The 13785-nt window shown below is 73.4% G+C and carries 13 protein-coding genes and 3 pseudogenes; 10 read left to right on the top strand and 6 right to left on the bottom strand.

The window, feature by feature from the left end; genetic code table 11:
* Window positions 1–4: 4 nt before the first annotated feature.
* The gene (locus L2C96_RS23230; RefSeq protein WP_237337733.1) at window positions 5–1150 is read right to left on the bottom strand and encodes an FAD-dependent monooxygenase; all 1146 of its coding nucleotides are present in this window, start codon (window positions 1148–1150) and stop codon (window positions 5–7) included.
* A 32-nt stretch (window positions 1151–1182) separates the two neighbouring features.
* Between L2C96_RS23230 and L2C96_RS23225 the strand changes: the two genes are divergently transcribed.
* Window positions 1183–1773: a TetR/AcrR family transcriptional regulator gene (locus L2C96_RS23225; RefSeq protein WP_237337732.1), complete on the top strand. Its 591-nt coding sequence runs from the start codon at window positions 1183–1185 to the stop codon at window positions 1771–1773.
* 202 nt (window positions 1774–1975) lie between these two features.
* On the opposite strand, the gene L2C96_RS23220 is transcribed toward L2C96_RS23225, so the two are convergent.
* Together L2C96_RS23220 and trxA are read right to left on the bottom strand one after the other, a co-directional pair.
* Complete coding sequence (locus tag L2C96_RS23220) at window positions 1976–2830, bottom strand: hypothetical protein (protein ID WP_237337731.1); 855 nt, start codon at window positions 2828–2830, stop codon at window positions 1976–1978.
* Between the two features lie 39 nt (window positions 2831–2869).
* Window positions 2870–3238 (bottom strand): thioredoxin, encoded by a 369-nt coding sequence (gene trxA, locus L2C96_RS23215; protein ID WP_020417685.1) that lies wholly within the window; start codon window positions 3236–3238, stop codon window positions 2870–2872.
* A gap of 123 nt (window positions 3239–3361) precedes the next feature.
* Between trxA and L2C96_RS23210 the strand changes: the two genes are divergently transcribed.
* The 4 genes from L2C96_RS23210 to L2C96_RS23195 are packed head-to-tail and all read left to right on the top strand — an operon-like array spanning window position 3362 to window position 7535.
* Window positions 3362–4111 carry a 3-hydroxybutyrate dehydrogenase gene (locus L2C96_RS23210; RefSeq protein WP_237337730.1) on the top strand — a complete coding sequence of 250 codons (750 nt, stop codon included), beginning with the start codon at window positions 3362–3364 and terminating at the stop codon, window positions 4109–4111.
* A gap of 32 nt (window positions 4112–4143) precedes the next feature.
* Window positions 4144–5475 (top strand): MFS transporter, encoded by a 1332-nt coding sequence (locus L2C96_RS23205; RefSeq protein WP_020417687.1) that lies wholly within the window; start codon window positions 4144–4146, stop codon window positions 5473–5475.
* A 4-nt stretch (window positions 5476–5479) separates the two neighbouring features.
* A complete protein-coding gene (locus L2C96_RS23200; RefSeq protein WP_020417688.1) occupies window positions 5480–7270 on the top strand; it encodes a helix-turn-helix domain-containing protein in 1791 nt (596 codons plus the stop codon).
* Window positions 7271–7295: 25 nt separating this feature from the next.
* Window positions 7296–7535: a hypothetical protein gene (locus L2C96_RS23195; RefSeq protein WP_020417689.1), complete on the top strand. Its 240-nt coding sequence runs from the start codon at window positions 7296–7298 to the stop codon at window positions 7533–7535.
* Window positions 7536–7924: 389 nt separating this feature from the next.
* Here the strand turns inward: L2C96_RS23195 and L2C96_RS23185 are convergent, their stop codons facing one another.
* Window positions 7925–8890 carry a lipase family alpha/beta hydrolase gene (locus L2C96_RS23185; RefSeq protein WP_237337729.1) on the bottom strand — a complete coding sequence of 322 codons (966 nt, stop codon included), beginning with the start codon at window positions 8888–8890 and terminating at the stop codon, window positions 7925–7927.
* Window positions 8891–8967: 77 nt separating this feature from the next.
* Between L2C96_RS23185 and L2C96_RS23180 the strand changes: the two genes are divergently transcribed.
* Complete coding sequence (locus L2C96_RS23180; RefSeq protein ID WP_237337728.1) at window positions 8968–10128, top strand: metal-dependent hydrolase family protein; 1161 nt, start codon at window positions 8968–8970, stop codon at window positions 10126–10128.
* Window positions 10129–10499: 371 nt separating this feature from the next.
* Window positions 10500–10568: pseudogene (locus tag L2C96_RS45360) on the top strand (hypothetical protein); the annotation flags it as partial.
* 237 nt (window positions 10569–10805) lie between these two features.
* Here L2C96_RS45360 and L2C96_RS45160 read toward each other — a convergent pair.
* Window positions 10806–10868: pseudogene (locus L2C96_RS45160) on the bottom strand (hypothetical protein); the annotation flags it as partial.
* Between L2C96_RS45160 and L2C96_RS45155 the strand changes: the two are divergent.
* Both L2C96_RS45155 and L2C96_RS45150 read left to right on the top strand, forming a co-directional pair.
* Window positions 10860–11297 (top strand): annotated as a pseudogene (locus tag L2C96_RS45155) (FAD-dependent oxidoreductase); the annotation flags it as partial. The pseudogenes L2C96_RS45160 and L2C96_RS45155 overlap by 9 nt on opposite strands.
* A gap of 139 nt (window positions 11298–11436) precedes the next feature.
* Window positions 11437–12045 (top strand): NAD(P)/FAD-dependent oxidoreductase, encoded by a 609-nt coding sequence (locus tag L2C96_RS45150; protein ID WP_237337727.1) that lies wholly within the window; start codon window positions 11437–11439, stop codon window positions 12043–12045.
* Here the strand turns inward: L2C96_RS45150 and L2C96_RS23155 are convergent.
* Entirely contained in the window at window positions 11981–12673 is a 693-nt protein-coding gene (locus L2C96_RS23155) for a TetR/AcrR family transcriptional regulator (RefSeq protein WP_237337726.1), read from the bottom strand. The genes L2C96_RS45150 and L2C96_RS23155 overlap by 65 nt on opposite strands.
* A gap of 84 nt (window positions 12674–12757) precedes the next feature.
* Between L2C96_RS23155 and L2C96_RS23150 the strand changes: the two genes are divergently transcribed.
* A complete protein-coding gene (locus L2C96_RS23150) occupies window positions 12758–13741 on the top strand; it encodes a zinc-dependent alcohol dehydrogenase family protein (RefSeq protein ID WP_237337725.1) in 984 nt (327 codons plus the stop codon).
* Window positions 13742–13785: the final 44 nt, after the last annotated feature.

Raw genomic sequence — 13785 nt, 5'->3', positions numbered from 1 at the left:
CCGCTCAGTCTGACACGGCGGTCAACGGTGCGGGAGGGGTCCAGCGGGCGGCGGCGGTGGCCGCGCGGACCGACAGCCCGGCAGGCATGAGCCGGAGCACCGCGTTGCGTGCCGCGACGGCCAGTGGGTTCTTCAGCTGGGCGCCCAGCCGCCCGGCCTGGTCGGACCGGCGCGCGATCGCCTGGCTGCGCGGACGACGTTCGCGGTCGTAGGCGCTCAGCGCGTCCGCGACCGACGTGTGCCGGACGGTCGCGGCGGCGAGCACGACCGCGTCTTCGATGGCTTGGCAGCCGCCCTGGCCCAGGTACGGCGACATGGCGTGGGCGGCGTCGCCGAGCAACGCGACGCGGCCGCGCACGTACGTCGGCAGCGGGGTGCGCAGCGCGAGCAGGTCGTGCTGCAGGAACCGGTCGCCCGGCGTCGCCTCGATCAGGCTCGGCAGCGGTTCCGGCCAGTCACCGAAATGACGGCGCAGGAAGGCTTTCGGGTCCGCGTGCCGGACATCGCGGGGCGACTCGCACGCCAGGTACCAGTACAGCCGGCCACCGGTCAGCGGCACCGCCCCGACCTCGGTGCCCGGTCCGAGGAGACCGGACAGTTCGAGCGGCCCCGGATCGTCGAGGATCGCCCGGAACGCGGTGTGGCCCGTGTAGACCGGGCCGGGGTGGCCGGGCCAGAGCGCCGAGCGGACCGCGCTGTGCACGCCGTCGGCCGCGACGACCAGATCGGCGGTGAGCTCGCCGCCGTCCCAGCGCACCCGGCCGTCCCCGGTGACTTCGGTGATGGTGGTGCCCGCCCGCAGATCCGCGGCCGGGATGGCGTCGCGCAGCAGGTCGAGGAGCTGGGCGCGGGCGATGCCGAGGAGCGGTTTGCCCAGTGCGCGTTCGAACCGGGCGCCGTCGACCTCGGTCAGCAGGCGGCCGTGGTGGTCCCGCAGCCGCCCGCTGACCTGCGGCACGGCGAGCGGCGCGAGGTCGAGGCCGAGCGATTCCAGTGCGCGCAAAACGTTGGGCCACAACGTGATTCCCGCGCCGACCTCGGCGAACCGCGGCGCGCGTTCGAAGACGGCGACCTCCCAGCCCACCCGGCGCAGCCCGATCGCCGCGCTCAACCCGCCGATGCCGCCGCCGATGACCGCCGCTGTTCGCACGCACGCGACTCTACGCCTGTAGAGTCACCGGCGTGCGTCTGACGGCGATCGCGGACGCGGCCATCGAGGTGGTCGCCGCGGAGGGGATGCGCGGCCTGACCCACCGCGCCGTCGACCGGGCCGCGGGCCTGCCGTCCGGGTCGACCTCCTACTACGCCCGCACGCGGGCGGCGTTGCTGGAGTTGGCGGTCAGGCGGATCGCCGAACTCGACGACGCGTCGCTGACGGAGGCGGATGACGAGTTGGCGCCGGCGCTCGCGCGGTTCCTGCACACGGCGATGACGACCGGCCGGACGCGCTTGGTGGCGCGCTACGAGTTCGCACTGGAGGCCACGCGACGCCCCGAGCTGCGGGCGATCTACGACCGGGTGGGGCAGCGGTTCCGCGACAGCTGCGCCGAACTGCTGGCGCACGCGGGCTCCCCGGACCCGGCGCGGCACACGCGGATGCTGATCGCCTGGTGCGACGGGGTGCTGTTCGATTCGGTGGCCGGAGCCGGGGCGGCTCGTGCGCCGGGGCCGGCGGAGCTGGAGCGCAGCACGGCTGAGTTCGTTGCGGCGCTGCTGCCTGAGGGTGGTGCTCAGCGCCCGCCCGCCAGTGAGGCGGGGGCCTCCGCCTGCTGATCGCCTGATGTGGTGGGGTGGCCTGGGCGCTGGAGCAGGCGAGTAGGGCGGCCGAGTTCGTGGTGGCGCTGCTGCCCGGGGGCGTGCTCGCGGCGCGGCGGCCGGTGGGGCGGGGGCCTCCGCCTGCTGATCGCCTGGTGTGGCGAGGTGCCCTTCGATTGGGCGGCGCTGCTGAGCCGGGCGGTGGCCGTGGTGTTGCGCCTCAGCGCTTCGACCGCTTGCCGAACGACTCCATCTCGGCCACCTGCCTCCGCGCCTCGTCGGCGGTCTTGTCCGCCACGGTCGCGGCCTTGCGGGCGGCCGTGAGTTCCTTGCGCACCGCGCGTTCTTCGCGGGTCGCGTCGTCCAGTTGTGAGCGCAGCTCGGCCACCCGCGCGGCGGCCTTTTCGGCCCGGGCGGTGACCTCGTCGAGCGCCTGCTGAGCCTCGTCGCGGGCGGCCTCCGCCTCGTCGGCCTTCGTGCGGGCCTCTTCGAGCGCGGCCTGCCGCCGCTCGGCTTCCGGGTCCCGCTTCGCCGGTTTCGGGGCCGGCTTGGGGGCCGCCTTGCGCTTCGGCGAAGCGGCCAGTGCGGCCGCCAGCCAATCCTCCGAAGAGGACGGTTCCAGCGCCGCGGAAAGCCGTCCCGCGGCCACTTCCGTCGCCGCGTCCGGATCGGACACCGCCGCCTCGAACGTGTCCTCCACCTGGCGCATCGCGACGTCGCTGTAGGGGACGCCCGCCTCGCCGGCGACACCACCCGCCCGTCCGCTCAACCGCCGGATCAACTCGTTGCGCTGCCGCGACAACGTGCGCAGCTCGTCGCCGGCCAGCTTCTGGTGCGCGGTGCGCAACCGGGCGCCCAGGTCCGCGAGCTGCCCGATCTCGTCCGCGTGCCGCCGGCTCACCTGGTTCACCAGCCACGCGGCGACGGTCGGTTTGCGCAGCTGCGTGATGCGCTTGGCGAGCTCGGGGTCGCGGCCCTTCGCTTCCTTGGCCCGCTCCGTGCGGGCGGGTGTGAACTCGTCCCGGGGCAGCGCGTACAGCTCGTCGGCTACCGCGTCGAACCCCCGGGACGTCATGCCTCCATCATCGGCTCGCCGGCGACCACCGGCAAACCGTCATTCGGCCTGCTGCTGCTTCGCGATCTCCTCGCGCACCTGGTCCATGTCGACCTCGCGCAGCTTGCCGATCAGCTCCTCCAGGCTCTGCTCGGGCAGCGCGCCCGGCTGGGCGTAGAGCACGACGCCGTCCCGCACCGCCATCAGCGTCGGGATCGACTGGATGCCGAAGGCCTGCGCCAGCTCGGTCTGGTCCTCGGTGTCGACCTTGCCGAACACGATGTCGTCGTGCCGGTCGGCCGCACCCTCGAACACGGGCGCGAACATCCGGCACGGCCCGCACCAGGCCGCCCAGAAGTCGACGAGCACCATGCCGTCGGAGTTGACGACCTCTTCGAAGTTGTCCTTGGTCAGCGTTACCGTCGCCATACGCGGTGCAACACGCCCCGGACGTCACCTATTCCGGGTGGCACCGGCCACCACAAAACCCCGGGAACTTGTGGCGATCGAACACATAGGCAACCCGCTCCGGGCCGCTTACCGTCTGTCGCCATGAGTGGCTATTGGGACGGGCGCGTCGCGCTGGTGACCGGCGCCGGCAGCGGGATCGGGCGCGCCTGCGCGCACGCCCTGGCCGAGGCCGGGGCGAAGGTGCACGTGGTGGACATCAACGCGGACGCGGCCGCGCGCGTCGCCGACGAGACCGGCGGCTGGGCGCACACCGCTGACCTCGCGGACCCCGGCGCCGTCGACACCCTGCCCGCCGACGCCGACATCCTCGTCAACAACGCCGGCTTCCAGCACGTCGCGCCGCTGACCGAGTTCCCGCCGGACGTGTTCACCCGCATGCACCAGGTCATGGTGACCGCGCCGTTCCTGCTGATCCGCCGGGTCCTGCCGCACATGTACGCGCAGGGCTGGGGCCGGATCGTGAACGTCTCCAGCGTGCACGGCCTGCGCGCAAGCGCTTTCAAGTCCGCCTACGTGTCCGCGAAGCACGCGCTCGAAGGACTGTCCAAAGTGGCCGCCCTGGAGGGCGCGCCACACGGGGTGACCAGCAACTGCGTCAGCCCGGGCTACGTGGACACCCCGCTGGTGCGCGACCAGATCGCCGACCAGGCCGCCGCGCACGGACGGCCGGAGGACGAGATCCTCGGCGAGGTCCTGCTGGGGCGCGCCGCGATCAAGCGGCTGATCGGCCCGGCCGAGGTCGCCGACGCCGTGCGCTGGCTGTGCGGCCCCTCGTCCGGCCACATCACCGGGATTTCCCTGCCCCTCGACGGCGGCTGGACCGCCGCCTGAGTTTCCGCCACGGCACAAAGGAGTGTTGCCCCATGCCCCGCAGCGAGAACCGCTCGATCGCGAAAGTGGTCGGTGCGAGCCTCATCGGCACCACCATCGAGTGGTACGACTTCTTCCTCTACGGATCGGCCGCGGCACTGGTCTTCAACAAGCTCTTCTTCCCCGGCAGCGATCCGCTGACCGGGACCCTGCTCTCGTTCGCCACCTACGCGATCGGCTTCCTCGCCCGGCCGCTCGGCGGCCTGGTGTTCGGCCACTTCGGCGACCGCGTCGGCCGCAAGAAGCTGCTGGTGTTCAGCCTGCTGCTGATGGGCGGCTCGACCTGCGCGATGGGCCTGCTGCCGACCTACGCGGCGGTCGGCGTGGCCGCGCCGTTGCTGCTCACGGCGCTGCGGCTGGTGCAGGGCTTCGCGCTCGGCGGCGAGTGGGGCGGCGCGGTGCTCATCGTGTCCGAGCACGGTGACGACCGCCGCCGCGGGTTCTGGGCCTCCTGGCCGCAGTGCGGCGCGCCGGGCGGGAACCTGCTGGCCACCGCGGTGCTCGCGATCCTCGCCGCGGTGCAGTCGGACGCCGCGTTCACCTCGTGGGGCTGGCGCATTCCGTTCCTGCTCTCCGGCGTGCTGGTGATCATCGGCCTGTGGATCCGGCTCACCGTCACCGAGTCGCCGGTGTTCCTGGCCGCGCAGGAGAAGGCCCGTCAGCGCGGCGAGCAGCACCGCGCCCCGGCGGTGGAGGTCTTCCGCGGCGCGTGGCGCCGGGTGCTCATCACGATCGGCGCCCGCATGGCCGAGAACGTGTCCTACTACGTGCTGACCGCGTTCATCCTGGTCTACGTCACCGGTCCGCTGGGGCTCAGCAAGTCGGCCGGGCTCAACGCGGTGCTCATCGGGTCGGCGATCCACTTCGTGACGATCCCGCTGTGGGGCGCGCTGTCCGACCGGATCGGCCGCCGCCCGGTGTACCTGTTCGGCGCCGTCGCCATGGCAGGCTGGGCGTTCGCGTTCTTCGCGCTGATGGACACCCGCTCGTCCGGGATGATCATCCTCGCCGCGACGATCGGCCTGGTGCTGCACGGCGCGATGTACGGCCCGCAGGCGGCGTTCTTCGCCGAGCAGTTCCCGACGCGCGTCCGCTACACCGGCCTGTCGATCGGCGGGCAGCTGTCCTCGATCGCCGCCGGCGCGCTGGCGCCGATCGTCGCGGTCGCGTTGTTCAAGGAGTTCGGCGGCACGCTCGCGGTTTCGCTGTACGTGGTGGCGATGTGCGTGCTCACCGTGATCGCGGTGACCAGCGCGAAGGAGACCGCGGGCAGCTCGCTGCACGACGAGGAGCCCGCGGCCGCCCCGCAGCCGGCGACGCGATGAGACGATGATCGGCGTGGACGACGACGTGCTCCGGCTGCTCGACCTGCTCGCCGGCGGGGCGAGCAGCGAGCAGCTGGCGCACGCCGGCGCCGCGCACCCCAAGGCCACCGAGCTGGCGCTGCGCATCCACGCCACCCTCACCGCGCACCGCCGCCGCGAAGCCGAGCTGACCGCGTTGTTCGACACGGCCAGCGATCTGGCCCGCCTGCGCGACCCGGACGCCGTGCTGCGCTCGATCGTGCGGCGGGCCCGCACGCTGCTCGGCGCGGACGTCTCCTACCTCAGCCTCAACGACGAAACCGCCGGCCGCACCTACATGCGCGTCACCGACGGGTGCGTGTCGCCCCTGTTCAAGGAAGTCATCCTGGGCATGGGCGAGGGGCTGGGCGGTCTGGTCGCGCAGAGCGCGCGCCCGTACGCGACCCCGGACTACTTCCGGGACGAGCGTTTCCTGCACACCAAACCGATCGACGACGCGGTGCGCGACGAGGGCCTGGCCGGCATCCTCGGCGTCCCGCTGTCACTGGGCGGCACGGTGATCGGCGTGCTCTACGCGTCCGACCGCACGCCCCGCGAGTTCACCCCGGACGAGGTCGCGCTGCTGTCCTCGCTGGCCGACCACGCGGTCATCGCGCTGGACAACGCCCGGCTGCTGGACGAGATCAGCTCGCACTCCGCGGCGATGCACCGCGCCGAGGAGGCGCACGACCGGCTCATGGACCTGGTGCTGCGCGGCGGGGACGTGCCGGAGGTGGCCGCCGCGGTGGCCGACGTCCTGCGCGGCTCGATCGGCCTGTTCGACGCGGCGGGCGAGGAGCTGGCGCACGCCGGGATCGCCCCGCCCGCGCCGGATCCCGAGGTGGTGGCGCTGTCGCGGAGCACCGGGCGGTCGGTTTCGGGCGACGGGTCGCTGGTGTGCGCCGTGCAGGCGGGGCCGGAGCTGCTCGGCAGCATGGTGCTCGCCGGGCGGGACGCGCTGCTCGACGCCGACCGGCGGCTGTTCGAGCGGGCCGCCGTGGTGACCGCGTTGCTGCTGCTGTTGCGCCGGTCGGTGGCGAAGGCGGAGGACGAGGTCCGCGGCGAGCTGCTGACCGACCTGCTCACCGCGCCGGACCGCAACCCGGGCGCGTTGCTCGCGCGCGCCGAACGGCTGGGCGTGGACCTGGCGGAACCGCACGCGGTTCTGGTCGCGCACGCCGAGTCGGTGTCCCGGGCACGGCTGGCGGTGGCCGCGGCCCGGCACGCGGCGCTCGCCGGCATCCACGCGGAGGAGGTCGTGCTGCTGGTCCGCGGCGACCCGGACGCGGTGGCCGCGCGGATCGCGGAGGCGCTGACTGCGGCGACGGACACGCCGGTGACGGTCGGCGCGGCCGGTCCGGCGCGGGGCCCGGCGGCGATCGCCGCGGCGCACGCGGAGGCGGTCCGGTGCCTGCGGGCGTTGCTGGCGCTGGGCCGGTCCGGCGAGGGCGCGTCCGCGGGCGGGCTCGGGTTCCTCGGGGTGCTGCTCGGCGAGCGCGGCGACCTGACCGGTTTCGTGCGACGCACGCTCGGCCCGGTGCTCGACTACGACGAGCGGCGCGGCACGGACCTGACCGGAACGCTGCACGCGTACTTCGCGGCGGGCGGCAACCTGACGCGGGCGAAGGAGGCGCTGCACGTGCACGTCAACACGGTGGTGCAGCGGCTGGACCGGATAGCGACCCTGCTCGGCGACGACTGGCAGGAGCCGGGGCGGGCGCTGGAGATCCAGCTCGCGCTGCGGGTGCAACGCTTGACGGGGCGGCGGAGCGGGTAGCCGGGGGCCTACGAAGGGAGGCCCGATGAACGTGACCGCGGGTGATCTGAAGGCGCTGCTGGACGCCGGGAACGGCGCGCAGCTGGTCCTGCAGGAGGGCAGCCTCGCGGTGCTGCCTGCCGAGGAGCTGCCCCGCCACGAGGGCGCGATGACGGTCATCGAGCGCGAGACGCTGCGGCAGCGGGTGGGGGAGCAGCCGGAGGACCGCGAGCTGGATGAGCAGGCCGCGATCCTGTCGACCCAGATCGACACGCTCGGCGCTTGACTCGGCCTGACTCGGGCGAGAATTCGTCAGCGCGATCCGGCGGCCACCAGCCTCGCGGTGATCGGTTCGAGCTCGGCGATCAGCTCGTCGAGCTCGGCGGGGGAAATGCCACAGCCGGGCGACCGGATCACCCGGCACCGCGCGGCGCAACCCGGCGTACATCACCCGCCCCGCGGTGGGCGCGCTCGTCGCGGCCTTGGTGGTCAGGTCGGCGGCGCGCACCAGGCCCGGGGAGCCGGCCGGCTCGTCGCCGAGGATTCGCCGCAGGGAGGCCGCGCTGCCCCGTTCCCGCGCAGCCGCGGACGCTTCGCGATGTGTCGCGCGGCCTCCCCGTGGGCGAAGCCAGATCCGCTCCACGAGCTGGAACATGCGACGGGCGATGAGCCGGCTCAGCGGGCGTAGCCGGCCAGTTCGGGTTCCGCCGGCACGTGCGGGTACAGCGCGACCTGCGTCGCCACTACCGTGGCCATCCGGACCTCGTCCACGGCGAGGTGCAGCGGGTCCACGCCGGGCATCAGCAGGCGCGTGCAGACGTCCGCGGGCAGCCGCGCGGGGTCGGCCGGTCCGTCGTGCGTGAGGGCGTCCACCACCAGCGCGAACGCGACCCCGTCGGTGGTGCCGGTGGTCAGGTGGTCGGCCACGTGCGCGGGACACACCTCCTGCAGGCCGACGTTGCTGATCCGCCCCTGCCCGGTGTGCAGCGAGCTGCTGCCGTAGTCGTTCAGGTTGGGCGCGACCACCTCGTCCAGCACCGTGTAGACGTTCGTGTAGTCGATGCCCGCCCAGGTTTCCGCGCCGCTGTTCAGCGCGGTCAGGAACGCCGATCCGGTGCGCTGCTGCCAGAACGCGGGCGCGCAGCCCGGCAGGCAGACGGCCGAAGCGACGACCGTGCCGTGGTTCGACGGCGCCAGCCCGACCACGTCGCCCACCCGCGAGCGCGTGTCCGGCCAGTAGTTGAGCGCCCAGCGCGGGACCATGCCGCCCTGGCTGTGCCCGACGATGTCCACGTCGCGCCCGGCCGCGGCGCTGACCGCGCGGATCGCGTGCACGACGTACTCGGCGGCGACCTGGATGTCGGCCATCCCGTTGTCCGGCAGGGCGACCGTGCAGAACGGACGGCCCAGCGCGGTCAGGGCGGGCCCGTAGTTCCAGGCGAAGACCTCCGGCGTCAGCGTCGTCCCGGCGATCAGCAGGATCGGGTTGTGCCCGGACCCGCGGACGTCCCCGGAACACACCAGCGCCGCGTCGAGCGCGGACTCGGGGACCCGCAGCGCGGGGCCGTCCGCGGCGGTGGCGGACGCGGGCGCCAGCACCGCGCCCACGAGGACCAGCAGGGCGAGCAGCGATCGCTTCATGACCGTCCTTCCGGCACACTCCGTCGTGTGGACCGAGGGGATCTTGTCACGCCGGCGGACGAGGAAGCGACTTCACGGTGGTGAACGCCTTCGTGATCCGCGCCGCCCAGGTCTTCGACGGCGAACGCACCCACCGCGACCTGCCGGTTCTCGTGCAGGACGGCGCCATCGCGCTGCTCGGTGGCCCGGTGCCGGACTGGCCGGTCGTCGACTCGCCGGGCACGTTGCTGCCCGGCCTGATCGACATGCACACCCACCTCTGCGGCGACGGCGGGTTCGGCGCGCTGGACCGGCTCGCGGACTACTCCGAGGACGAGCTGGACGACGTGATCGAGCGGGCGTTGCGCACGCAGCTGGCCGCCGGGGTCACCAGCGTGCGCGACCTCGGCGATCGCCGGTACGCCACGCTGCGCTGGCGCGGCCGTCCCGGCCTGCCGTCGATCCTCGCCGCGGGGCCGCCGATCACCAGTCCCCGCGGGCACTGCTGGAACATGGGCGGCGAGGCGAGCGGCGCCGACGGCCTGCGCGCGGCCGTCGCCGAGCGGGCCGAGCGTGGCGTGGACGTCGTGAAGGTGATGGCCAGCGGCGGCGGCATGACGCCGGGCACCGACATCATGGCGTGCCAGTTCACCCTCGACGAGCTGCGGCTGATCGTCGAGGAGGCCCACGCGGCCGGGCTGCCGGTGACCGCGCACGCGCACGGCACGCCGTCGGTGGAGCAGGCGGTGGCAGCGGGCGTGGACGGGATCGAGCACTGCAGCTGCTTCACGCCCGAGGGCATCCGGATGAGCGACGAGCTGGCCGCCGCGATCGCCGCGCGCGGGATCACCGTGTGCCCCACGCTCGGGGCGGTCGGCGAGATGACGCCGCCGCCCGCGTTGCGCGAGTTCCTGGAACGGACGGGTTCCACGATCCGCGACCGGATCGGCCAAGTCGTGCGGATGGCGGACGCCGGAGTGCGAATCGTCTCCGGCGGCGACTCGGGTATTTCGCCGGGCAAGCCGCACGGCATGCTGGCGACATCGGTGGAGTGGCTGGTGGACGGCGGAATCCCGGCGGAAGCGGCGCTCGCTTCGGCGACGTCGGTGGCCGCGGAGGTGGCGGGTTTGGATCGCAAGGGCCGTATCCGGCCGGGTTTTGACGCGGATCTGCTGTTGGTGGATGGCGATCCGTTGAGGGACGTCACGGCGTTGGCGCGTCCGGTGGGGGTGTGGCTGGCGGGCGCGCGGGTGCGGTGACCGCTGCGGCAGGTCGATGGCACCGGCGCTCCACGCGCGCAGCTTCTCCGGGTTGCGCACCGCCCAAATGCGCCGGATCCTCCCGCCTGCGATCTCGAACGCGTACACCGAAACTGTGACACCGTCCTGCTGCGCGATCAGGCACGGCTGTCCGTTGACGGTGCGCTCCAGGAGCGTGTGCCCGCGGAACCGGTGCTCGAGGCGGCCCAGCGCGCTCAGGATCCGTTCGGCGCCCTCGACCGGGTGGAGCACCGTGCTCACCAGGCCGCCGCCGTCGCTGATCGCCGTGGCGTCGGGGGTGAGCAGGCCGAGGAGGGCCTCGATGTCACGTGCTTCCCAGGCCCGTTTGAAGTCCCGGACGACCCGACTCGATGACGCCGGCCGAGCGCGTCGCGTTCATCCTGCACGACGTCTTCCGGTATCCGTTCGCCGAAATCGCCGAGATCGTCGGCCGCACCCCGGCGGCGTGCCGCCAGCTGGCCTCGTCGGCGCGCCGCCATGCTGACCGACTCGTCGAGCGTCACCCGGTCGGCCGGGTCGGCCGGGCACCACTCCCGACTGTCCGGCACCGGCTCGGGAATCCATTCCCCCACATAGGTTTCCCGCCGCGCATGGGCCGAGGACAGCACGTTGAGGCACAGGCGGCCGGCGACCTTCGTCAGCCAGGCGCCGGGTGCGGCGATGGCGTCCTGCTCGTCGCGGGACATGGCGTACCAGCGGGCGTAGGTCTCCTGGACCACGTCCTCGGCCAGCGAACCGAGCAGCCGGTACGCCGGCGCCCTCGCGGCCAATCGCCTGCGGATGCGCGACGACCTGGACGTCACGCTAGTCAACCCCCGTCCGGCGTTCGTCGACCGCGTCCGGCTGCACCAGTTCGTCGCGGGCGCCGGAGAGGCCACAGGGGACTACGGCACGTTGCTCGACGACGGCGTCCACCTGGTCGTCGACACCGCCACGCGCATCGACACCGCCGCCCGCGCCGTGCGGCTGGCCGCGAGCTGGGCTACGACTACCTGGTCTACGCGGTCGGCAGCACCGCGGCGGCGCCCGCGGTGCCCGGGGCGGCCGAATTCGCCGTCCCGATCGCCGAACTGGAGTCCGCGCGGCGGCTGCGTGACGAGCTGGCGGCGCTGCCACCGGAAGCGCCGGTCACGGTGCTCGGCGGCGGGCTGACCGGCATCGAGACCGCCGCCGAGCTGGCCGAACGGGGACGCCGGGTCACCCTGGTGTGCGGCGGGACGCTGGCGCCTTCGTTGAGCGGGCGGCCGCCGGTACATCGCCAAGTGGCTGTCCCGGCACAGGGTCGCGGTGGCCGAGACCGTCAAGGTCGCCGAAGTCCGGCCGGACGCGGTCGTCTTCGCCGACGGCACGACGCGGCCGAGCGCGCTGACGATCTGGAGCGCGGGCTTCGCCGCGCCGGAGCTCGTGGCCGCGAGTGGGCTGCGCACCGACGACCTCGGCCGTCTGCTCACCGACGAGACGCTGACCAGCGTCGACGACCACCGGCTCGTCGCGGCGGACGACTCCGCCGCGCCGTCGGGCCAGCCGCTGCGGATGAGCTGCCAGGTCGCCGGGCCGCTCGGCGCGCAGGCCGCCGACACCCTGTTGAGCCGTATCGCCGGCACCGAACCGCCGGTGCTCGACGTGGGTCTGGTCGGGTCGTGCGTCAGCCTCGGCAGGCACGCCGCCGTGCGGCAGTTCGCCCGCAAGGACGACACCGCGCAGAACTTCCACGTCGGCGGCCGCCTCGGCGCGACCTACAAGGAGCTGACCTGCGAGCTCGGTGTGCTGAAGATCCGCCGCGAGGCCCGCAAGCCCGGTTCCCTGCGGTGGGTGAAGGGCCGACGGCAGGTCACAGGCCCAGTGACCGCAGCAGCGCCCGCAACTCCGACTCGTACAGCTTCGCCGGGTCGGTGACCTGCGGGCCGAGGTGCCCGTAGACCTCCAGCGAGATCAGGCCGTGCATCCGGCCCCACGTGCGCAGCGACAGGGCCAGCACGGCGGGCGGCAGCCCGGGGAATTCCTCGCGCATGTGCTGGACCAGGGAGGGGCCGAAGTCCTCCCAGGTGAACTCGTCCGGGGCCTGGACCGCCGGCCAGGCCCCGGCGATCAGCTCGGTCAGCAGGGCGCACGCCCGGCGCTCGGCGTCCGCCGCGGCGCCGCCTTCGGGGGCGCGGTAGCCGGGCACCGGATCGCCGTAGATGAGCCGGAAGCCCTCCGGGTTGGCGAGCGACCACGACCGCAACGCGCGGCCCCACGCCAGGATCCGCCCGGCCGGGTCGTCCGCGGGCACCGCGTCCCGCGCGGCCTCGACGGTGTCGACGAGCGAGGTGTAGACGTCCGAGATCAGCGTGGTGATCAGGTCGTCGCGGGTGGGGTAGTAGCCGTAGATCGCGCCGGCCGTCATGCCCATCTCACGCGCGATCGCCCGCAGCGAGATCGCGTCCGGCCCGCCCTTGGCCATCAGCTCCAGCGCGATCGTCTTGATCTCGCGTGCCGTCTCCGCCCGCAGCCGTTCCCGGCGGCTCGTCGTCCCTTCACCCACCTTGACACTGTACGGCGTTGGTCTACTATTCGCCGTGTTGATACTACACGCCGTGTAGTAAACGAACGCCGTTGAGGAGACGTGATGGTGAGAGCAGTCCTGTTCGACCGGCTCGGCGGGCCCGAGGTGCTGCGGGTCGAGGACCGGCCGGTGCCCGAGCCCGGCCCCGGCGAGGTCCGGATCCGGGTGGACGCGATCGGGCTCAACAGGGCGGAGGCGCTGTTCCGCGCGGGCACCTACTACGAGCAGCCGGTCCTGCCGGGGTCCCGGATCGGCTACGAGGCGGCCGGGGTGGTCGAAACCGGTGCCGAGGGCTTCCCCGAGGGCACCGAGATCAGCACCCTCGCCTCGTTCTCGATGCGGGACTACGGGGTGTACGGCGACCGGGTCGTGGTGCCGGTGTCGAGCCTGGTCCGCCGCACGGTCGACGAGGTCACCGGCGCGTCGGTCTGGCTGACGCACCAGACCGCCTACGGCGCGCTGGTCGAGCGCGGCGGCCTGCGGCCCGGCGACACCGTGCTGATCACCGCCGCGTCCAGCGGGGTCGGCATCGCCGCGATCCAGATCGCCAACCACCTGGGCGCGGTCCCGATCGCGGTGACCCGCACCGTCGCGAAGCGGGACCAGCTGCTCGCGGCCGGCGCCGCGCACGTCGTCACGCTCGACTCGCAGGACCTGGTCAAGGAGGTCCGCGCGCTGACCGGCGGCGACGGCGCCACGATGACGTTCGACCCCGTCGGCGGCCCCGGCGTGGTGGACCTGGTCGAGGCCACCGCCGTCGGCGGGCTGCTCGTCCTCTACGGCTGGATGGCCGGTGAACCCACCCCGCTGCCGATGAACTGGGACCGCCAGGTCACGCTGTTCGGCTACGGCAACGGCAGCTACGTCGCGCGGAACCCGGAGCGCCGGCGCCGATCGGAGCACTTCATCAACGCCGGCCTGCGCATCGGCACCCTGCGCCCGGCCGTGGACCGCGTGTTCGACGACCTGGCCGACATCGTCGAGGCGCACGCGCACCTGGAGTCGAACGCCCAGGTGGGCAAGGTCGTGGTTCGCGTTCGTCACTGAGCGAGTGAACCCCCGCCGGCGCGGGTAGCCCTCTCGGCGAAGCG

Source organism: Amycolatopsis tucumanensis, assembly GCF_021654135.1.
Lineage (GTDB): Bacteria > Actinomycetota > Actinomycetes > Mycobacteriales > Pseudonocardiaceae > Amycolatopsis_E > Amycolatopsis_E tucumanensis.
Note: the sequence above shows the minus strand (reverse complement) of the source record. Positions and strands in the feature narration are given on the sequence as shown.

What these genes read in the sequence shown, in the direction of transcription:
- L2C96_RS23220 (WP_237337731.1), bottom strand. Translation starts at nt 2,830, where the DNA reads ATGACGTCCCGGGGGTTCGACGCGGTAGCCGACGAGCTGTACGCGCTG.
- trxA (WP_020417685.1), bottom strand. Translation starts at nt 3,238, where the DNA reads ATGGCGACGGTAACGCTGACCAAGGACAACTTCGAAGAGGTCGTCAAC.
- L2C96_RS23210 (WP_237337730.1), top strand. Translation starts at nt 3,362, where the DNA reads ATGAGTGGCTATTGGGACGGGCGCGTCGCGCTGGTGACCGGCGCCGGC.
- L2C96_RS23205 (WP_020417687.1), top strand. Translation starts at nt 4,144, where the DNA reads ATGCCCCGCAGCGAGAACCGCTCGATCGCGAAAGTGGTCGGTGCGAGC.
- L2C96_RS23200 (WP_020417688.1), top strand. Translation starts at nt 5,480, where the DNA reads ATGATCGGCGTGGACGACGACGTGCTCCGGCTGCTCGACCTGCTCGCC.
- L2C96_RS23195 (WP_020417689.1), top strand. Translation starts at nt 7,296, where the DNA reads ATGAACGTGACCGCGGGTGATCTGAAGGCGCTGCTGGACGCCGGGAAC.
- L2C96_RS23185 (WP_237337729.1), bottom strand. Translation starts at nt 8,890, where the DNA reads ATGAAGCGATCGCTGCTCGCCCTGCTGGTCCTCGTGGGCGCGGTGCTG.
- L2C96_RS23150 (WP_237337725.1), top strand. Translation starts at nt 12,758, where the DNA reads ATGGTGAGAGCAGTCCTGTTCGACCGGCTCGGCGGGCCCGAGGTGCTG.